This is a genomic window from Accumulibacter sp., assembly GCF_023806625.1.
In the GTDB taxonomy this organism is placed as follows: domain Bacteria; phylum Pseudomonadota; class Gammaproteobacteria; order Burkholderiales; family Rhodocyclaceae; genus Accumulibacter.
This window is the reverse complement of record NZ_JAMTDX010000027.1, coordinates 48,170-68,107: the sequence shown is the minus strand read 5'-3', so window position 1 is coordinate 68,107 and position 19,938 is coordinate 48,170. Positions and strand designations below refer to the sequence as shown.

18 protein-coding genes and 1 pseudogene are annotated in these 19,938 nt (G+C 65.4%); 4 read left to right on the top strand and 15 right to left on the bottom strand.

The annotated features are described in order from the left end of the window. Window positions 1–105 precede the first annotated feature (105 nt). From NFW05_RS05650 to lexA, 9 genes are all read right to left on the bottom strand, one after another. Window positions 106–1,353, bottom strand: coding sequence for a DUF1015 family protein (locus NFW05_RS05650; RefSeq protein ID WP_295303419.1), 1,248 nt, complete (start codon window positions 1,351–1,353; stop codon window positions 106–108). 4 nt (window positions 1,354–1,357) lie between these two features. Next, window positions 1,358–2,806 carry a glycogen synthase GlgA gene (gene glgA / locus NFW05_RS05645; protein WP_295303416.1) on the bottom strand — a complete coding sequence of 483 codons (1,449 nt, stop codon included), beginning with the start codon at window positions 2,804–2,806 and terminating at the stop codon, window positions 1,358–1,360. Between the two features lie 122 nt (window positions 2,807–2,928). After that, the gene (gene glgC / locus NFW05_RS05640; RefSeq protein ID WP_295303413.1) at window positions 2,929–4,197 is read right to left on the bottom strand and encodes a glucose-1-phosphate adenylyltransferase; all 1,269 of its coding nucleotides are present in this window, start codon (window positions 4,195–4,197) and stop codon (window positions 2,929–2,931) included. Window positions 4,198–4,263: 66 nt separating this feature from the next. Further along, complete coding sequence (locus NFW05_RS05635; RefSeq protein WP_295303683.1) at window positions 4,264–5,901, bottom strand: alpha-D-glucose phosphate-specific phosphoglucomutase; 1,638 nt, start codon at window positions 5,899–5,901, stop codon at window positions 4,264–4,266. A gap of 69 nt (window positions 5,902–5,970) precedes the next feature. Beyond that, the gene (pgi, locus tag NFW05_RS05630; RefSeq protein ID WP_295303410.1) at window positions 5,971–7,605 is read right to left on the bottom strand and encodes a glucose-6-phosphate isomerase; all 1,635 of its coding nucleotides are present in this window, start codon (window positions 7,603–7,605) and stop codon (window positions 5,971–5,973) included. Window positions 7,606–7,894: 289 nt separating this feature from the next. After that, the gene (locus NFW05_RS05625; RefSeq protein WP_295303407.1) at window positions 7,895–8,332 is read right to left on the bottom strand and encodes a hemerythrin family protein; all 438 of its coding nucleotides are present in this window, start codon (window positions 8,330–8,332) and stop codon (window positions 7,895–7,897) included. A gap of 223 nt (window positions 8,333–8,555) precedes the next feature. Further along, entirely contained in the window at window positions 8,556–10,049 is a 1,494-nt protein-coding gene (locus tag NFW05_RS05620; protein WP_295303404.1) for a DNA polymerase Y family protein, read from the bottom strand. Between the two features lie 91 nt (window positions 10,050–10,140). Further along, on the bottom strand, window positions 10,141–10,824 hold the full coding sequence (imuA, locus tag NFW05_RS05615; protein ID WP_295303401.1) for a translesion DNA synthesis-associated protein ImuA: 684 nt from the start codon (window positions 10,822–10,824) through the stop codon (window positions 10,141–10,143). A 19-nt stretch (window positions 10,825–10,843) separates the two neighbouring features. Beyond that, window positions 10,844–11,446, bottom strand: a complete 603-nt coding sequence (gene lexA / locus NFW05_RS05610) for a transcriptional repressor LexA (protein WP_295303398.1) — start codon at window positions 11,444–11,446, stop codon at window positions 10,844–10,846. 180 nt (window positions 11,447–11,626) lie between these two features. Between lexA and NFW05_RS05605 the strand changes: the two are divergent. From NFW05_RS05605 to NFW05_RS05595, 3 genes and pseudogenes are all read left to right on the top strand, one after another. After that, window positions 11,627–12,007, top strand: a pseudogene (locus NFW05_RS05605) (peroxiredoxin); the annotation flags it as partial. Between the two features lie 114 nt (window positions 12,008–12,121). Further along, entirely contained in the window at window positions 12,122–13,552 is a 1,431-nt protein-coding gene (locus NFW05_RS05600) for a PhoH family protein (RefSeq protein WP_295303680.1), read from the top strand. Between the two features lie 110 nt (window positions 13,553–13,662). Next, window positions 13,663–14,958, top strand: coding sequence for a transglutaminase family protein (locus tag NFW05_RS05595; RefSeq protein WP_295303395.1), 1,296 nt, complete (start codon window positions 13,663–13,665; stop codon window positions 14,956–14,958). A gap of 88 nt (window positions 14,959–15,046) precedes the next feature. On the opposite strand, the gene dnaB is transcribed toward NFW05_RS05595, so the two are convergent. From dnaB to NFW05_RS05565, 6 genes are all read right to left on the bottom strand, one after another. Beyond that, the gene (gene dnaB / locus NFW05_RS05590) at window positions 15,047–16,453 is read right to left on the bottom strand and encodes a replicative DNA helicase (RefSeq protein WP_295303679.1); all 1,407 of its coding nucleotides are present in this window, start codon (window positions 16,451–16,453) and stop codon (window positions 15,047–15,049) included. A 155-nt stretch (window positions 16,454–16,608) separates the two neighbouring features. Beyond that, a complete protein-coding gene (gene rplI, locus NFW05_RS05585) occupies window positions 16,609–17,067 on the bottom strand; it encodes a 50S ribosomal protein L9 (protein ID WP_295303392.1) in 459 nt (152 codons plus the stop codon). Between the two features lie 14 nt (window positions 17,068–17,081). Continuing rightward, window positions 17,082–17,357, bottom strand: a complete 276-nt coding sequence (gene rpsR / locus NFW05_RS05580; protein ID WP_295303390.1) for a 30S ribosomal protein S18 — start codon at window positions 17,355–17,357, stop codon at window positions 17,082–17,084. After that, complete coding sequence (gene priB, locus NFW05_RS05575; RefSeq protein ID WP_295303677.1) at window positions 17,329–17,658, bottom strand: primosomal replication protein N; 330 nt, start codon at window positions 17,656–17,658, stop codon at window positions 17,329–17,331. The genes rpsR and priB overlap by 29 nt, the downstream gene beginning before the upstream one ends. 14 nt (window positions 17,659–17,672) lie before the next feature. Next, window positions 17,673–18,059, bottom strand: a complete 387-nt coding sequence (gene rpsF, locus NFW05_RS05570; protein WP_295303387.1) for a 30S ribosomal protein S6 — start codon at window positions 18,057–18,059, stop codon at window positions 17,673–17,675. 158 nt (window positions 18,060–18,217) lie between these two features. Further along, a complete protein-coding gene (locus tag NFW05_RS05565) occupies window positions 18,218–19,027 on the bottom strand; it encodes an inositol monophosphatase family protein (protein WP_295303384.1) in 810 nt (269 codons plus the stop codon). A 65-nt stretch (window positions 19,028–19,092) separates the two neighbouring features. On the opposite strand from NFW05_RS05565, the gene NFW05_RS05560 reads away from it, so the two are divergent. Further along, window positions 19,093–19,929 carry an RNA methyltransferase gene (locus tag NFW05_RS05560; RefSeq protein ID WP_295303381.1) on the top strand — a complete coding sequence of 279 codons (837 nt, stop codon included), beginning with the start codon at window positions 19,093–19,095 and terminating at the stop codon, window positions 19,927–19,929. Window positions 19,930–19,938 lie beyond the last annotated feature (9 nt).

Sequence of the window (19,938 nt, the reverse complement as noted above, 5' to 3'; positions counted from 1 at the left end):
AGCGCCTCGCCCGCGCTGATCCGGAAGAGCCGACTGCTGCGCCTCGCGAGCGTCGGTGGCCTCCGGAAGGGCACGCCGGTGGCAATTCGCAGGCTTCGCCGCCGGTCAGTCGAGAACGTGCGAAACGAGACCGTCGGCAAGCTTCGGCTCGAACCAGGTCGACTTCGGCGGCATGACCTGTCCAGCGTCGGCGACAGCCATCAGGTCATTCATCTGCGTCGGATACATGGCGAAGGCGACGGCCATTTCGCCGCTGTCCACACGACGCTCGAGTTCGCCAAAGCCGCGGATGCCGCCAACGAAGTCGATCCGGGGGTCGCGACGAAGATCGCTGATCCCCAGCAACGGGGCGAGGATCCGTTCGGCCAGCAGCGAAACGTCGAGTCTGCGCACCGGGTCGGACGACGGGATCGACTCCGGGCGGATTTCCAGCCGATACCAGGAGCCGGCGAGATACATCCCGCAGACGCCACTGCGTTCGGGCTCGACGGGTGAACGCACCCGATCCACCTGGCAACAATCGGCGAGTGCCGCGACAAAGGCCGCCTCGCTGAGGCCGTTGAGGTCACGCAGCACGCGGTTGTAAGGGAGAATGCGCATCTGCGACGCGGGAAAGATCACCGCCAGGAAGAACTCCGCGCTGTCCGCACCGCCTTGCCGCTGACGTCGGCTGGCGGCGACACGCGATGCGGCGGCTGATCGATGATGGCCATCGGCGATGTACAGCGCCGGCATGGCGTCGAAGAGGCTGCCCAGACGCGCGATCGCCGCCGGCTCGTCGATGAGCCAGACACTGTGGCGAACGCCGGTCTCGGCGATCAGGTCAGCGACCGGGGAAGCCTTCGTCGCTTCAGCGAGCAGCGCCTCGACTTCCGGACTATCGGGGTGCGCAAGCAGAACGGGACCGGTCTGGGCGTTCAGCGCCTCGATCTGACGCACGCGGTCGTCCTCCTTGTCGGGCCGCGTGAACTCGTGCTTGCGAATGCGGTTGCTGTCGTACGCGGCGACAGAAGCAGCCGCGACGAGTCCGGTCTGCACGTGCCCGTCGATCACCAGACGGTAAGCGTAGTAGCATGGGCAGGGATCACGGACGAGGACTCCCCCGTCGAGCATTCGCTGGAAGTTCTCGGCCGACCGGGCATAGACTTCGGGCGAAAACGGGTCGATACCGCGGGGGAGGTCTATCTCGGCTTTTGACACATGCAAGAAAGACAGTGGCCTGCCGGCGACCGACTGTCGGGCTTCTTCGCTGGACAGCACGTCATACGGGGGAGCGGCGACGGCAGCCGCGTGCTCGCCTCGCGGGCGCAGACCGGCGAACGCCCTGATCAGTGGAGGATGGTCGTTCGACAACGCTTCAGATGCTCCGGTAGAGCGCCTCGTAGCGTACGGCGGAATCGGCCCAGGAGAAATCCTGGGCCATTCCCCGCCGTTGCAGCTGCCGCCACGCCGGACCGTCACGGAAGAGCGCGCAGGCGTCGGCCATCCGCGCGGCCAACGCGCGACTGCTGGCGTCATCGAAGACGAAACCGTTGGCCGTTCCCGCCCTGAGGTTGTCGGGGGTCGCGTCGATCACCGTGTCGGCGAGCCCGCCGACACGGCGCACCAGCGGCAGGGTGCCATAGCGCAGCGCGTAGAGCTGGGTCAGTCCGCAGGGCTCGAAGCGCGAGGGGACGAAGAGAATGTCCGCGGCGGCGATCATCCGGTGAGCCAGCGCGTCGTCGTAGCCGAGATGAACCGAGATCGATTCGGGATGAGCCGCCGCGGCGACCCTGAATCCGGCCTCGATGTCCGCGTCGCCGCTCCCGATGACCACCAGCTGGCCGCCTTCGGCGAGCAGTTCGGGTAGCGCGGCGAGGATCAGATCCATGCCTTTCTGCGAAGTCAGGCGGCTGACGACGGCAAACAGCGGCGCCTTGCTCCGCCCGGCAAATCCCAGGTCGGCCTGCAGCCTGAGCTTGCAGACCTTCTTCGCGCGCAGGTTGCTCGCCGAGTAGTTCCTCGGCAATGCCGGATCGGTCGCCGGGTTCCACACCGAATAGTCTACACCGTTGAGAATGCCCGACAGATGTCCACCGCGATCGCGCAGCAGCCCGTCCAGGCCCCAGCCGAACTCCGGGGTGCAGATTTCGCGTGCATAGGTCGGGCTGACCGCATTGATGCGCTTCGAATGGACCAGCGCCGCCTTCATGAACGACAGCTGCCCGTGAAACTCGAGCGCGCTCTGGTCGGGTCCCGAAATCAGCAAGCCCAGATCACCGTGGTGGTCGAGCGGGAACAGACCACGGAAGGCGAGGTTGTGTATCGTGAACACCGTCGCCGTATTCAGCGCCGGATTCTGGGCGATATACGCGGGAGCGAGACCAGCGTGCCAGTCGTGTGCGTGGACGACTTCGGGCGACCAGCTGCGGTCGAGTTCACCACCTGCAAGGTGCGTGGCAATCCAGCCGAGCAACGCGAAACGGCGGTGGTTGTCCCGCCAGTCTCGGCCATCGGGACCGAGATACGGATTCCCGTCACGACGATAGAGAAACGGCGCGTCGATCACGTACGCCGGGAGGCCACTGTCGGGAAGGCGACCCAGACGCAGGGTGACGATCGCCGCGCCGAACACCGGACCGAAACGGATGATCCGCTTCTGCTCGATGACCCCGCTGAGGATGCCCGGCATCCCGGGAAGCAGGACGCGAACGTCCAGCCCGCGCGCGGCGAGTGCTGGGGGAAGGGCGGCAACGACATCGGCGAGGCCGCCGGTCTTGACCAGCGGGTAGATCTCGGCCGCGACGTGGAGGATACGCAAGCTCATCTTTCCCCGTGTCGATCGGTGAGGGCGGTCACCTCTGCCATGCCGGAAACGAGCCGGAGCGGATTGAATGACCCCGAGCCGGCGCCAATTCGCCGCCCCCGGAAGCGTTGCCCAGGCACCGCTCAGCCAAGCCGTTCGAGCATCTTGCGGGTCACCAGGGTCACCCCGTTATCCGTACGGCGGAAGCGCCGCGCGTCCTCGACCGGATCCTCGCCGATGACCATTTCCGCAGGAATCTGGCAGCCGGCGTCAACCACGCAATTGCTCAGACGGGCCCGCGGACCGACGCTGGTTTCCGGGAGCAGCACCGACAGGTTGACCCTCGCGTACGAGTGAACCCGGCAACCCGTAAACAGCACCGAGCGGTTGACCTCGCCCGAGACGATCGAGCCGCTCGAGACCATCGACTCGATGGCCGTGCCGCGACGGTCCATGTGGTTATGCACGAACTTCGCCGGCGGCAACTGCTGCTGATAGGTCCACACCGGCCAGTTGCGGTCGTAGAGGTTCAGCGCGGGCACCGTCGCGGTCAGGTCGATGTTTGCATCCCAGTAGGCGTCGATCGTCCCGACATCCCGCCAGTAGTGGCCGCGAAAATGCTCGTCGGGGGCAACGATGCAGCTACGCGAAAAGGGGTGCGCCACGGCGACGCCGTTGGCCACGGCGCGAGGGATGATGTCCTTGCCGAAGTCGTGGTTCGACGCTGGATCCTCGATGTCGCGCTCGAGTTCGGAATAGAGATACCTGGCGTTGAAGACATAGACCCCCATGCTGCACAGCGAGGCATCCGGGTTACCCGGCATGGCCGGCGGGTCAGCGGGCTTTTCGACGAAGTCGGTGATCCTCGAGTTCTCGTCGACGGCCATGACTCCGAAACCGGTGGCGTCCCGGCGCGGCACCTCGATGCACGCCACGGTGCATTCGGCGTTGCTCTCGACGTGGTCGACGAGCATCATGGCGTAGTTCATCTTGTAGACATGGTCGCCGGCGAGGATCACGACGAACTCGGGCGCTGGACGATAGGTCTCTAGAATGTCGATGTTCTGATAGACGGCGTCGGCCGTCCCTCGATACCAGGATTCCTCATCGACCCTCTGCTGGGCCGGCAGCAGATCGACGAATTCGTTGACCTCGCCGTGAAGGAAGTTCCAGCCGCGCTGCAGGTGGCGGAGCAGGCTGTGCGACTTGTACTGGGTGACCACGCCGATCCGCCGGAGCTGCGAATTGACGCAGTTGGACAGGGCGAAATCGATGATCCGGAACTTGCCGCCGAAATGCACCGCCGGCTTGGCGCGACGATCGGTCAGTTCATGAAGCCGACTGCCCCGGCCCCCGGCCAGCACCAGGGCAATCGCCCGGCGCGGCAACTGGAATGTCTTTCTATCAACCATCTTCGTACCCCCTAGTGAGTCTGATTCATCGCCTCGGCCAGCGCCGGCTGCTTCTGCCCGCTCCGGCTAGGTGATCACGTCCGGACGCAGTCTGCCGGTAATCGAACCGATGCCGGCAACCGCGTCGGCCAAGCCGATCAGCGGCGCGAGTGCCTCCTGAGTGGGGACGGCGTGCCGGCCCGGATCGGCCACGAAGCGCTCGAGGTACACGCGCAGCGTGGCCCCTTCGGTACCGGTTCCGGACAGGCGAAAGACGACCCGCGAGCCGTCGTCGAGGAGGATACGGATTCCCTGGCGCTCCGAGCGCGATCCATCGACCGGATCGGTGTATGCAAAATCGTCGGCGCCGGCGATTCGCTGGCCGCAAACCTCCGACCCGGGCAACCCGGCCAGACGAGTGCGCAGTCCCTCGATCAGACGGTCGGCCAGCGCGCTGTCGATCCCTTCGTAGTCATGGCGAGAGTAAACGTTTCGCCCGAAACGTTGCCAGTGCTCGCGGACGATCTCGTCCGCAGGCGTATTGCGGACGGCCAGGATGTTCAGCCAGTACAACACCGCCCAGAGGCCGTCCTTCTCGCGCACGTGATTCGACCCGGTCCCGGAACTCTCTTCGCCGCAGAGCGTGGCCATCCCCGCATCGAGCAGTGAACCGAAATACTTCCAGCCGGTCGGCGTTTCATAGCAGGGGATACCAAGCGCTGCCGCGACGCGGTCGACGGCGCAACTCGTCGGCATCGAGCGGGCGACGCCGGCCAGGCCACCCGCGTACGCCGGGATCAGCGCGTGGTTGGCGGCCAGGACCGCCAGGCTGTCGCTCGGGCTGACGACGAAATTGGGGCCGACGATCATGTTGCGGTCACCGTCACCGTCGGAAGCCGCGCCGAAAGACAGGCCCGAACCCGGATCGGCGAGCGCCTGGACGAGACCCGCCGCATGCACCGGGTTCGGATCCGGGTGGCCGCCGTTGAAGTCGGGAAGCGGGATGCCATGGATCACCGTTCCCACCGGGGCGCCGAGACGATGCTCGAGGATGGCTCGCGCATAGGGCCCGGTCACCGCGTGCATGGCATCGAAACGCATGCGGAAATCAGGACGGGCGAGCAGGCTGGCGATGCGATCGAAGTCGAACAGCGATTCGAGAAGGCCGGCATAGTCGGCAACCGGATCGATGACCTGGACGACCATGTCGCCGATCACCGTCTCGCCGTCACGAGCGAGATCGACGTCCGGCGCATCGACGAGGCAGTACTCGCTGATTTCCTGCGTGCGCCGGTACACGGCGTCGGTGAAGGTCTCGGTGGCCGGACCGCCGTTGGCCAGATTGTACTTGATCCCGAAGTCGCCTTCGGGCCCGCCTTCGTTGTGGCTTGCGGACAGGATGATTCCTCCGAAGGCCCGCCATTTGCGAATCACGGCGCTGGCCGCCGGGGTGGACAGGATGCCGTCCCGCCCGACGAGTACGCGAGCAAATCCCGCCGCAGCGGCCATGCGCAGGATCGTCTGGATGGCCACGTCGTTGTAGTACCGACCGTCACCGCCAAGGACGAGCGTCTGCCCCTGCTGCCCGGAAACGGTGTCGAAAATCGCCTGGACGAAATTCTCGAGATAGCGCTCCTGGCGAAACACCCTGACCTTCTTGCGCAGCCCGGATGTACCAGGCTTCTGGCCGGCAAAGGGTTCGGTTGGAACGCGGATCACTTGCATGCTCATGTTCGGCCTCGTTACGCTACGAATTCAACGCCCCTGAGCCGTCCCGCCAGGGGGAATACGGACTTACGCCAGATACTGCCTGGTGAACGCCAGCAGGCCGCGTGTCGAGGGATCGAACTTGCCGGCCAGCCGCGGATCGCCGATTGCCGGCAGGATGCTGCTGGCCACGGCCTTGCCCAGTTCCACTCCCCACTGGTCGAACGAATTGAGGCCCCAGATGATTCCCTGGACGAACACCTTGTGCTCATAGAGCGCGACCAGCGACCCCAGCGTCCGGGGGTCGAGCCTCGAGAGCAACAGCGTCGACGACGGCTGATTCCCGGGGAAGACCTTGTGCGGAAGCAGCGCCTCGATCTGCTCTTCGGGCATCGTGCCCTGGAGTTCGAGGAGTGCCTCATCGACGGTCTTGCCGAAGGCCAGCGCGGCGCTCTGCGCGAAGCAGTTGGCCAGCAGCGCCTCCTGGTGGCCGGGCAGCGGGTAATCCGAACGCACGGCAGCGATGAAATCGCAGGGCACGAGCCGGCCCCCCTGATGCAGCAGCTGGAAGAAGGCGTGCTGCCCGTTGTTGCCGAGTTCGCCCCAGACGATCGGGTTCGCGACACAGGCCAGCGGCTTGCCATCGATACCCACCGACTTGCCGTTGCTCTCCATCTCGAGTTGCTGCAGGAATGAAGGGAAGTACTTCAGCGACTCGTTGTACGGCAGCACCGCATAGCTGGTTGCGCCGAGGAAATTCGTGTTCCAGATCCCGATCAGCGCCATGACCACCGGCAGGTTCTGCTCGTAGGGCGCGCTGCGGAAATGCTCGTCCATCCGCTCGGCGCCTTCGAGAAGCTCGGCGAAGGCCTGGGGCCCGATGGCGATCATCAGCGCCAGTCCGACGGCCGACCACAGCGAGAAGCGACCGCCAACCCAGTCCCAAAGCGGGAAAATCGCTTCTTCGCGGATGCCGAACTGGATCGCCCTTTCGGGTTTCGCGGTCAGGGCGGCGAAGTGCCGCGAAACGGCATGCGCATCACCGAGGTTGGCGACCAGCCACTCGCGCGCCGTCTGCGCATTGAGCATCGTTTCCTGCGTGGTGAAGGTCTTGCTGGCGAGCAGGAACAGCGTGGTGCGCGGGTCGAGCGTCTGCAGCAACGGCGCCAGCTGGGCGCCATCGAGATTGGACACATAGTGCACGGCGAGCGCCGGATGGGCGATCGAGCGCAACGCACAGCCGAGCATCTTCGGACCGAGGTCGGAGCCCCCAATGCCGATGTTCACGACGTTGCGGATCGGCATCCCGGTGAAACCGAGCGCCGTACCCGAACGAAGACTGTCGGCAAAGGCGATCATCCGGCGCCGCGTCGCCAGAACGTCACCCATGACGTCGAACTCGGCACTGGGGAACGGACCGGCCGATCGGCGCAAGGCGACGTGGAGTACCGAACGGTCCTCGCTGGCGTTGATCGGCTCGCCGCTGAACATCCGTTCGGTCCACTCGTCGAGGCGCGCCTCGCGGGCGAGCGCGGAAAGCAGCGAGATCGTCGAGGGATCGACGCGCTGCTTCGAGAAGTCGAAGAGGATGCCGTCGAAAGCAAGCGAGAGGGCAGCAGCACGATCGGGATCGCGAGAAAAAAGCTGTCGGAGGTGCACGGACGAGAGCGACTGCCGGTGCGCTTCAACAGCCTTCCAGGGAGCGGAGGCGGTGATGTTCATGTTCGGTCGATGCTCATGGATGGATGGTCGAACCGTCGGCTGACGGCTCCTGAGGAGGGGTGTACTGGCGAGTGCGGGACCTCTGGCAGCTGTGCCTGTCAGCTTGCCAGAATGCTCGAAAGAACGCAAAAAAAGAATCGGCGGCAGCCAGGTGGGGGGCCGGATCCGGGCGCTGAACAGGAAGGTCTTCGATCGACAAGGGAGGCAAACGGAAGCGATTCGGCCGCGCGACGTGCCGGCGGTCGGCACGAGTGAATTCACGGGATGGCGGGTCTCCTTGCGCGCGCGTTCAGGGACCGCTTTCAGGCAAGATCGCGACCGGCGACTTCAGCCGACATTCCCGGACACTGCTGGCGAAAGGCTTGTCTTCCTCGTTGATGTGACGCTCGAACCAGTACTCCACGTAGCGCAGGAAGGAATGCACGTCGCGTGTGCCCTGGCGGACTTCATCGAAAGCCTTTCTCAGCTTGCGCAAATTCTGGCGGTGAATCTTGGCGTGCTCGCCAAAACTGGCGCCGGCCTCGGCAGCGACGCTCTCTTCGGTCGAGAAGTGATACTTCAGGTAATCGAGCAGGCCGTCGAACTCGTCGAAGGAGACCGGACCACTGCCGTAACAGTCGGCCTTGAGCTGCTCGATGCGTCGGAAGATCTCTTCGTGCTGCACATCGATCTCCGGCAGATCGATCAGCAGGGCCTCCGGCAACACACCGAGCAGGTTGATCTCCATTGCGCGACTCTCCACGAAACGGCTGACTTTTCTGGTTGACACGGTCACAGTATAGGAACAGGACCCGGATAATTCCAGCAAAATCAGGGAAGACAACGGCCTGGGTGGCCTCGAGGGGCGCGTGCGCAGTCGGCCGCGTCTTTCTCCAGTGTCGCACGTGGTTCCCTTGTCGTTCGCTGACGCCCGACGTCGTCACCCGGTCACGGCGACTGCCGACGGTCGCTCAGGCGAATACGCCGTGCAGGAACCATCCGGCACGACTGCGAAAGATCCATAGCCATTCCGAACGTACCGAGACAGCCACAAAATAGTCGCGACGCACGTCGCCGATGGCTGCCGGCTCGGCAGCGTCCCACCAGCCGCTCTCGATCCGTTCCGGCCCGGCCAGGAGCTGCAACGGGCCGCCGCACACAGGTCTTCCAGCCGCTTCGGACAAGGGCTGCGGCCTGGCCAAGAGCCATAACGGACGCGGGCCGCAAGGAGTCCGCCGCATGCCTGACGCGCGCAATCCGCTCGCTCGGCCGGCGACGATCTGCGGCGCAACCTGCCTCGAGGCATTCTCGGGGCGGTGCTCGGTGGCCACCGATAACGCATGCACTCTGTCCTGCCCAAGCCGCGCCTGCAGGCGCTCGACGAGTACGGCCAGCGACTCGCCACCCGCCTCCTCGCCCCGGTCGCCAAACAGTCCTGCCGTATGACCCGAAAGAGCTTCGATCTCTCCGGCCTGCAAACCGATCTGCTCGACAGGAGCCACCAGTTCGAGGCGCTGCAGTCGCTCGATGAACACGCGACCGATCCGCTCGGCATCGCGGGTCGCACCCGAGAAACCGAGCTTCAGCGTCGTTACTGGCCACTGCCCTGCTCCTCGCGGGTGGTCGAGGACAAAAGAGCATTCGCGGATTGCCGCCCCACGCGCAGCCAGCCAGCCGCACAGGCTCGCCACCAGGCGACGGCCGGTGAAGCCGAGAGCGGGCGCGCTGTCCACCCGTGCAGGCAGTTCGAGCCGCTCGACGAAACGCTCCGGGAAAGCAAAACGTGGCCGTGGGTCAGGCAGGTCGCCCAGTGCCCGCCCCAGATCGGCGGCCAGAACGGAACCGAGCCGGCGTGCCAGTCCGGCTCGTGGCAACTCGAACAGACCGGCCAGCGAACGCACCCCGAAACGGCCGAGACGCAGGTGATCCTGAACCGACAGACCCAGCACGGTCAATGGCAGGCAGCCGAGGCGACCCGCCAGTTCACCTTTGTCGAGACATGGCCGATCGTCTCCGGCAAGGGCCAGCCACTGGGCGGCGAGAGGAGTAGGCGCCAGCGCTGCCTGCGGTGTGAAACCCTGTCCGGAACAGCCGAAAACGACGCGCCTGAACAGGGCTTCGGCACCGCCAAAGAGGTTCAGCGATCCGGCCACCTCGAGGAGCAGCGTTGCTGGCGGCCGACAGCAGACTTCGGAAGTGAAGCTGCCAGCCCAGCAGGCGAGCCGATCGAGAGCCAGTTGCTCGCGTACCGGATCGCGTTCCTGAACGGCCAGGTGCGGCACAAAGGCCCACGCCTCGGCCAACCGCAAACCCGGCACGACACCAGCCGATGTCGCGGCCTCATCGGCAACCACGACCCGCTCGCGGCTGATGATCGCTCCAGGCGAAGACAGGCGGGGGAAGACTTCGAGTGGCAGACGTGGCAGATAGAGAACGAGCCAGAGCATGACTGTCAGGCAAAGCACGGGGCCGCCACCAGTTCGCAGCGCCCTCCGTGAAGGAGGTCGGCTCGCCGGAGCCGAGGGCGACCGGAATCTCGGCCTGCTCGCTACGCGGTCAGGCCGGAAATGCTGCCCTGTTGGCGACCGTCTCCGCAGAGGACTTCAGCACTGCCGGACGCGGGATGACAATCGGCAAAGGCAGCGGCTGCGTGCCACCACGGCGTTTGAGCAGATGGACGATCAGCCCCCCGCCCCCTCCTTCAAGCGCCAGGCGCAGCGGCGCCGGTGAGGGCTGGAGCGCACAAGTCGGCGGGCGGAAGACGAAGAGCAGCGAAGCACTCGCTTCAGCGGCCAGCTGCAGACGGCGGAGCGAGTCTGCTGAAACTTCGGGCAACCAGGCAATCACCGCCCCGACACCCTCGGCGCGCAGCGAACGCTCACAGGCCCAGGCCGCATCACGACCGGGAGCGCTGGCGATCAGCAGACGGGACAGATCGACCCCGCTCTCGTCGAGTGCGGGAGCGTAGAGCGGATAGGGGGGAGCAACGCAGACGATCCAGGCCAGTTCATCCTTCGAAAGACGCACCAGAGCCGGCAGGAGCAGGCTCAATTCACCCACGCCACGCCGCGCCGGCAGCAGTTCGGTCAGTGCACCACGCGGCCAGCCGCCACCGGGCAACTCCCGGTCGAGTCCGGAGAACCCCGTTGGTACCCCCGGCAACAGTGCGCTGGCCAGCGTGTTCCCACGCCAGACATCGGAACGCTCGAGAATCTTCGCCAAGGTCGGTGGCAAGGACATCTGACGGAACCGGACGCGTTCACATCGCCTCGCTGCCGCGAATCAGCCCGACGGCAAGCCCCTCGATGAACAGGGCGCGCCTGCGCGTATCGACGACGATCGGCTGGAAATCGGGATTCTCGGCGATCAGTTCGACCACACCGCCCCGCTGACGGAAACGCTTGACCGTCACTTCGTCGTCGAGGCGGGCGACGACGATCTGGCCATTGCGCGCATCGCTGCTCCGGTGGACGGCGAGCAGGTCGCCGTCGAGAATGCCGGCATCGATCATCGACAGGCCGCGCACGCGCAACAGGAAATCGGCGCGCGGAGTGAACAGGTTTGCATCGAGCGCGTAGCGCCGCAGAATGTTCTCCGTCGCCAGGATGGGGCTGCCGGCAGCGACGCTGCCGATCAACGGCAGGCCGATCTGTTCGGCCAGCCTGATGCCGCGCGCCGAGCCCGGTTCGAGAATGATGAAGCCCTTCCTGGCCAGCGCCTTGAGGTGCTCTTCTGCGGCATTGTGCGAGGCGAAACCGAAGGCACTGGCAATCTCGGCCCGCGTCGGCGGTGCGCCAAACGTTTCCAGCGCGTTGCGGATGAAGTCGAGTATTTCCTGTTGTCGCGGCGTGATCCTGAGCATCGGCCGGTTCCCTTTTTCAGATACTGTATTTTTGTACAGTCACCGGAAAAAAGCAAGTGTCCCGGGCGAACGGGAGAGCGCACCCCACCCGGATCCCGCGAGCGGAATCCGGGCTCGACCGGCTTGACCAGCACCGGCGTTTGTTACAACAATCTTCCCTCTCCCGTGCGAAAGCCCGCCATGATCGATCAGCCCGTAGATGATTTCAGCCTTCCCGCAACCGGCGGTCAGACCTTCAGCCTCTCGGCCTGCCGGGGCAGCATCGTCGTCCTCTATTTTTACCCCAAGGACAGTACGCCCGGTTGCACCAGCGAGGCTAAAGAATTCCGCGACCTTCATCCGCAGTTCGTCGAGGCCGGCGCGATCATCGCTGGCGTCTCGCGCGACAGCCTCCGGGCTCACGAGAACTTCCGGACCAAGGAAGCGCTGCCGTTCGTGCTGCTCTCGGACAGCGACGAATCGCTGTGTACGCGATTCTCGGTCATCCGGATGAAGTCGATGTACGGCAAACAGGTCCGGGGCATCGAACGCAGCACTTTCGTCATCGACGGCAACGGCGTCCTGCGCCGCGAATGGCGCGGCGTGAAGGTCTCCGGCCACGCGCAGGAAGTTCTTTCTCGACTTCGTGACCAGCCTCTGATCGTCCCGGACCGATCCCTTCTGCAGCTTCCCCACATGCCGCACACCCCACCCATCCGGAGCGAAACCGAGCAGGCCGACGAGCGGCCTGGCAAGCTCTTCGTCCTCGACACCAACGTGCTGATGCACGATCCGACCAGCGTCTACCGCTTCGAGGAACACGACGTCTTTCTGCCGATCATGACCCTCGAGGAACTCGACAACCACAAGAAGGGCCTGTCGGAGATCGCTCGCAACGCGCGCCAGGTGACGCGCACGCTCGACGAAATCGTCAGCAGCGTCCCCGGACCCATCGACCCGGGAATCCCTCTCCACGGCCCGTCGCACGGGCTGGCCAGCGGTCGCCTCTTCCTGCAGACCGAGGCCATCCCCGGCGACCTCCCGGCCGGCCTGCCGACGGCGAGGGCCGACAACCAGATCCTGGCGGTGATCATCCACCTCCAGCGACGCCATCCGGAGCGCCCGGTGATCCTCGTGTCCAAGGACATCAACATGCGCATCAAGGCACGCGCACTCGGGCTCCTGGCACAGGATTACTACAACGACAAGGTTCTCGAGGACAGCGACCTGCTGTATACCGGCATGCGCGAACTGCCGAGCGACTTCTGGGACCGTTGTGGTCAGGACGTCGAGGCGAGGAAAAAGGACGGACGCACGCTCTACCGGATCAGCGGACCGTTCTGCGCCGACCTGCTGGTCAATCAGTTCGTCTTCCAGCAGGAAGAAGGTGCGCTGCAGGCGATCGTCCGGCAGACGACCGGCAGAACGGCAGAGATCGAGACGCTGGTCGATTACACACATCCCAAGAACGGGGTCTGGGGCATCACTGCACGCAACCGCGAGCAGAACTTCGCGCTCAACCTGCTGATGAATCCGGACGTCGATTTCGTCACCCTGCTCGGCCAGGCCGGCACGGGCAAGACGCTGCTGACCCTGGCGTCCGGCCTGACTCAGGTGCTCGACAGCAAGCGCTACGGCGAGATCATCGTCACCCGGGTGACCGTCCCGGTCGGCGAGGACATCGGCTTCCTGCCGGGAACCGAAGAGGAAAAGATGAGCCCGTGGATGGGCGCCCTCGAGGACAATCTCGAGGTGCTGACGAGAGGCGACGACGATGCTGGAGACTGGGGTCGGGCAGCGACGCGTGACCTGGTGCGCAACCGGATCCGGATCAAGTCGCTCAATTTCATGCGCGGCCGCACCTTCCTCAACAAGTTCCTGATCATCGACGAGGCCCAGAACCTGACGCCCAAGCAGATGAGGACGCTGATCACGCGCGCCGGACCAGGTACGAAGGTCGTCTGCCTCGGCAACATCGCCCAGATCGACACGCCGTACCTCACCGAAGGCAGTTCCGGCCTGACCTACGTCGTCGACCGCTTCAAGGGCTGGCCGCATGCCGGCCATGTCACGCTGCAGCGCGGCGAGCGCTCCCGCCTCGCCGAGCATGCCGCCGCAGTGCTATAATCCAGCTCCATGAGGGGGCCGTGTCTGCTGACACGGCTCAGTTTTTTTGGGCCCCCGATTCGTGCTCTGCGCCGGACCCGCAACGGACCCGGTGCCTTCCGGAGAATCGATTGAAACGACGTGATTTTCTTGCCGTTTCTGCACTGCTCTCGCTGCTCGCGCCATCCTCGGCAACGCTGGCCGCAAACAGAAAGAAAGCTGGCGCGACGAGCGGCAGGGGAGACGCCCGGTCGGGCGGCCGCAGCGGCGAGAGGAGCGGTGGCCGATCCGGCTCTCGAGGAGGTAGTTCCTCATCAGGTACCCGGAAGGGCCGCGGGGCACGCAGCTACAGGCCCGTCCAGGCGCCGGCGAGCGGGGCTCCCGCCGAAGCGATCACCCCCTCGGTCGAGCAGCGCAACGCCATCAGCCTGCCCGACGAGCCGTTGCCGCAATGGCGCAACTACGATGTCAGTTCGCTGATCACGCTGCACGACGTCCGCGGCAAGGTGCGTCTCTGGCTGCCTCTCGCCCAGCCGAGGGATGCCGTCGGGCAGCGCTCGCTGGGCCACAGCTGGCAGGGAAATTTCGACAGCGCCGGCATCTACCGCGACCCGACCGCCGACCTCGAAGTGTTCTATGCGGACTGGAAGGACGGCTCGCAGACTCCGCGACTGCAGTTGCTCAGCCAGGTGGCCAAGCACGACCGGCATTTCGACATCACCCGCCGCAACGCAGCCGCCGAGAAGGGCGAGGTTTTGCGGCGCTGCCTGCAGTCGAGCAACCTCGTGCCGACCGACGGGCTCGTCCGGCGGACCGCCGAACGGGCGATCGGCCGGATCAAGGATCCGGTTGCCCAGGGCAAGGCGATCTACGACTGGGTGGTGGACAACACGACCTATGATCCGACACAGAGCGGCATCGGTCGGGGCGACATCGAGGCGATGCTCGACAGCGGCCAGTTGAGCGGGAAGAGCGCCGACATCGCCCTGCTCTTCGTCGCCCTCTGCCGCTCGATCGGTATCCCGGCACGTCCGGTCTTCGGGCTGCGCATCGATTCTTCGCGTCTTTTTGCCGGACTCGGCGCGACCGGCAACCTGCGCGCCGTGCAGCATTGTCGCGCGGAATTCTACACGCCAGGCTACGGCTGGATTCCAGTCGACCCCGGAGACGTGCGCAAGGCGATCCATGACGAGCGCCTGAGCCCCGGCGACCCCAAGCTGGTCGTCCTGCGCAAGCTGCTCTTCGGCTTCTGGGAGATGAACTGGATCGCCTACAACAGCGCCCAGGACGTCCGCCTCTTCGGGGCAACGGGTGGCACCCTGCCCTTCTTCGTCCAGCCGCAGGCCGAGGCGGGAGGACAACGCTTCGACAGCTCCGACGTGCAGCGCTTCAGCTACACGGTTTCCGCGAGCCGCGTCGAGATCTGACCCGGAGCAGCACCGTCGCCGATCGGCCAGCGACCCTTGCGCTTCCCCGCTGCGCCCAAGGAATGCGGCCTTCCCGGACGAACTGCGCTCAGTACGGTCCAGCGCTGGCGAAGCTCTCGAAACGCGTGAATTCGCCGAGAAAGGTCAGCCTGACCGTGCCGATCGGCCCGTTGCGCTGCTTTCCGATGATGATTTCGGCGATCCCCTTGTCCGGCGTGTCCGGGTTGTAAACCTCGTCGCGATAGATGAACATGATCACATCCGCGTCCTGCTCGATGGCTCCCGATTCGCGCAGATCCGACATCACCGGGCGCTTGTTCGGCCGCTGTTCGAGCGACCGGTTGAGCTGCGAGAGAGCCATCAGCGGCACCCCGAGTTCCTTGGCCAGACCCTTCAGCGAGCGCGAGATCTCGGAGATCTCGGTGGCCCGGTTCTCGCCCTGGGAAGTCGCGCTCATCAGCTGAATGTAGTCGATGACCACCAGCCCGAGACGCCCGCACTGGCGATGCAGGCGGCGCGCCCGGGCGCGCAGGTCGATCGGGTTGAGCGCCGGCGTCTCGTCGATGTAGATCGGCGCTTCGTGCATCTTGCCCAGGGCGTAGGACAGGCGCGACCACTCGTCGTCGGTCAGCCGGCCGGTGCGCACGCGATGCGCGTCGAGCCGGCCGACCGAGGAGAGCATGCGCATGGCCAGCTGACTGCCGCCCATTTCCATCGAGAAGATCGCCACCGGCAGACCGACGTCGATCGCCACGTGCTCGGCGATGTTCAGCGCAAACGAGGTCTTGCCCATCGATGGGCGGCCGGCGACGATCACCAGGTCGCCGCCCTGCAGACCCGAAGTCTTCGCGTCGAGATCGTGATAGCCGCTCGGCACACCGGTGATGTCCGATGGATTGTCACGGTCGTGCAGTTCCTGGATTCTCTCGACCACCTGGGTGAGCAAGGGGTTGATGTGCACGAAGCCCGTCTGGTGGCGAAGTCCCCCTTCGGCAATCGCGAAAACCCTCGCCTCGGCCTCGTCGAGCAGCGCCTTGGCGTCGCGACCGAGAGGATTCAGTGCGCTGTCGGCGATCTGGTCACCGGCAGCGACCAGTTGCCGCAGAATCGCGCGCTCGCGGACGATCTCGGCGTAGCGCCGGATATTGGCCGCCGAAGGCGTATTCGCAGCCAACTCGCCGAGATACGCGAGTCCACCGGTTGCCTGGCTTTCGCCGGCGACGTCAAGACTTTCGGCAACGGTCACGGCGTCGGCAGGCTTGCCCCGTTCGAGGAGCCGCGAGATCTGGCGATAGATGCGCTTGTGCTCGTCGCGATAGAAGTCGGCCTCGGCAATCAGATCGGCGATCCGGTCGAAAGCCGCGTTGTCGAGCAGCAGACCGCCGAGCAGCGACTGCTCGGCCTCGATTGAATGCGGCGGGACGCGCAACGCCGCGAGCGCGGGATCGGCTGCCCGGCCCCTCTCCTGGCGGACCGAGCCGCCCGCCGGACGCAAGGTCTTCCCGGAATCGGGTGGTTCGAAAGATCTGGCCAACACGCCCCCTGGTGCGTCGCGCCGACGCGAGTCGCCCCCGCCCTGGAGGCAGGAGCCCGGCCCGGCAGGCCGCGCTCCTCCAGCCGGCGCAGGATCACTGCGCCGAGGCGGTCTGGCTACAGTTTCGGCTGCTCGACAACCACGCTGACGGTGATCGTCGCGACGACGTCGCTGTGCAGCGAGACGTCGACCTGCGCCTCGCCGATCGTCTTCAGCGGACCGCCCGGCATGCGCACGGCCGCCTTCTCGACCTCGAAACCCTGAGCGCGGAGCCCTTCGGCGATGTCCTGGTTGGTCACCGATCCGAACAGCCGGCCATCGACCCCCGCCTTCCGGGCAATGGTGACCACCACGCCACCGAGTTTCTCGGCGTACTCCTGGGCGGCCGTCAGCCTGTCGGCCGCGGCGCGCTCGAGATCCGCCCGCCTGGCCTCGAACTCCTGCAGCGCAGCCGGCGTCGCCCGCTTGGCCTTGCCTTTCGGGATCAGATAGTTACGGGCGTAGCCATCCTTCACCTTGAGGAGGTCGCCGAGATTCCCGAGATGGGCAACCTTTTCCATCAGAATGATCTGCATCGTCCTGTCCCCGTTCAGCGATGGTTGTCGGTGTATGGCAGCAAAGCCAGAAAACGCGCGCGCTTGATGGCCACCGAGAGCATCCGCTGGTAGCCTGCCTTCGTCCCGGTCAGACGAGCCGGCATGATCTTCGCGTTCTCGGCAATGTACTCCTTGAAGAGATCGACGTCCTTGTAGTCGATCTCCTCCATCTTCTCGGCAGTGAAGCGACAGAACTTCCGCCGCTTGAACAGCCCGCTGCCGCGCTTCTTGACGCCCTTGTCATCCTTCTTCTTGAAAAATCGTGCCATCCTGGTTTCCTTCGACAAATTCGATCATGGTGAGATGCAATCTGGGCTGCCTGCCGTTCCGGCTGCGCGCGGCGAGAAAGCCGGCAAGCTGGAGTTCCGCGCCCGGAGCAGCAGCCTGAAGCCACTGCGCCAGCGGGCCGAGGGCAATCGCCTGGATCTCGAACTCGACGCGCCTCGGACGATCGGCTTCGATCTGCTCCGATTCGTGCCGGATCACGCATTCGGTCACCGGCAGGCCGGCCGGCGTGAACCGCAGGGCCTTGCGCTCGACCAGCACCCCATGGAGTTCGACCCGGTTCAGCAGTGCGCCGGCAGTCAGGCTGCCGGCGGCGCGACCGCCTGCGCCGGTGGCTGCTCACGAGCCTCGAGTAGGGACTTCGATTTCTCGTCCTTCATCATTGGCGACGGCGTCGTCACCGCGCGTTTGGCCCGGATCGTCAGGTGACGAAGGATCGCATCGTTGAACTTGAAGCCGTGTTCGAGTTCGGCGAGCGTCGCGCCGTCGCACTCGATGTTCATCAACAGATAGTGCGCCTTGTGCAGCTTCTGGATCGGATAGGCCAGCTGCCGACGTCCCCAGTCTTCGAGGCGGTGAACCTGGCCGGCGCGCGAGGCGATCAGCGAACGGTATCGTTCGACCATCGCCGGAACCTGCTCGCTCTGGTCCGGATGGACGATGAGCACGATTTCGTAATGACGCATGAACACTCCTTGTGGGTTGAGCCCCCCGCCATGCGAACGGTGGAGCAAGGTGGAAAAAGCTTTTCATTATAAGTGCGGCAGGGGTGCGACGACAATCGCTGTACGCGCCAGCGCGGGGGGCGTCGGGCCGCTGCAGCCGAGTCCTGCAACACGGCCGCTCAGCTCTGCAGGCCGGGAGTACGGTGGCTGTCGATCACCTGCAGCAACTGCGCGAAGACCTTCGGCGTACCGGCGACGACGTTCCCGCTCTGCAGATAGCCGTCGTTGCCGGCCAGATCGCCGATCAACCCACCGGCTTCCGAGATCAGCAGCGCGCCACCGGCGATGTCCCAGGGCGACAATCCCAACTCCCAGAAGCCGTCGAAACGCCCGCAAGCCACGTACGCCAGATCGAGCGACGCGGCGCCCGGCCGGCGGATGCCGGCAGTCTTGCGCGCCAGTTCCCTGAAAATCGCCAGATACGCGTCGATGTGCTCATACACACGATAGGGAAAACCGGTGCCGATCAGCGCGTCCTCGAGCCTCAGGCAGCGACTGACGCGAATCCGCCGCTCGTTGAGGAACGCTCCGCCGCCCTTGCTGGCGGTGAACATCTCGTTGCGCACGGTGTCGTAGACCACTGCCTGAGTGATCTGGCCGCGACAGGCCAGGGCGATCGAGATCGCGTACTGCGGAAAACCGTGGATGAAGTTGGTCGTCCCGTCGAGCGGGTCGATGATCCACTGGTAATCGCTGCCGCCCGCGCGACCGGCCCTTTGCCCCGACTCCTCTGCTAGAATCCCGTACTCCGGGTAGGCCTCGCGCAGCACTTCGATGATCGCCGCCTCGGCTGCCTTGTCGACTTCGGTCACGAAATCGCTCTGCCGCTTGGTGGTGATCTGCAGGTGTTCGAGATCCAGCGAAGCGCGGTTGATGATCTGGCTGGCGCGCCGCGCCGCCTTGACGATGATGTTGAGAGCTGGATGCATGGCCTCGGGAAATTGGCCGGGCAGCAATCGCCACCCGCGTCGTTGGCTGGATTCGCCATTCTAATATGAAGCGCCGATTGGCGGCCGACGGCGCAGACCTTCTGCACTCCCGGGTGCGCATCGTTCTCTCGCGGACGAGCCACCCGGGAAACATCGGGGCAGCGGCACGGGCGATGAAGACGATGGGGCTTTCACGCCTCGTGCTGGTCGACCCGCGAAGCTTCCCCGACGACGAAGCGACCGCCCGCGCAGCAGGAGCCGACGATATCCTGGCCAGCGCCCGGGTCTGCCAGACCCTCGACGACGCCCTTGCAAACACCGTATTCGCCTGCGCCGTCTCGGCGAGGATCCGCCATCTCGGGCCGCCAGCGATCGATGCCCGTGCCGCAGCCAGCGAGATCCTGGAGATGACCGGCGACGGGGAAGTTGCCCTGCTCTTCGGCAACGAGACCTCCGGGCTGTCGAACGTCGAAGTGCAGCGTTGCGCCAGGATGGCATTCATTCCGGCCAACCCCGAATACAGCTCGCTGAACCTGGCGTCGGCGGTGCAGTTGCTGTGCTACGAGCTACGCCTGGCCGCCTTCGCCGGTCACCCGCCACGGGCCGAGCGCACCGTTCCGTTCGCTTCGCCGCGGGCGACCGCCCAGGAAGTCGAGGGTTTCCATGAGCATCTCGAGCGCGTGATGATCGGCAGCGGTTTCCTCGATCCGCGGCGCCCCGGACAGTTGCTGCCCAAGCTGCGCCGCCTGTTCGCGCGGGCCGGTCTCGAACGAGACGAGGTCAACATCCTGCGCGGTGTATTCGACGCGGTCGAGCGACGGACAACACCGTCGCCGGCGACCGACGACGAGAGTGACCGGCAACCGGTCGACAGCCAGGCAGAGCGACCGCGCATCGTATAATTGCCGCCC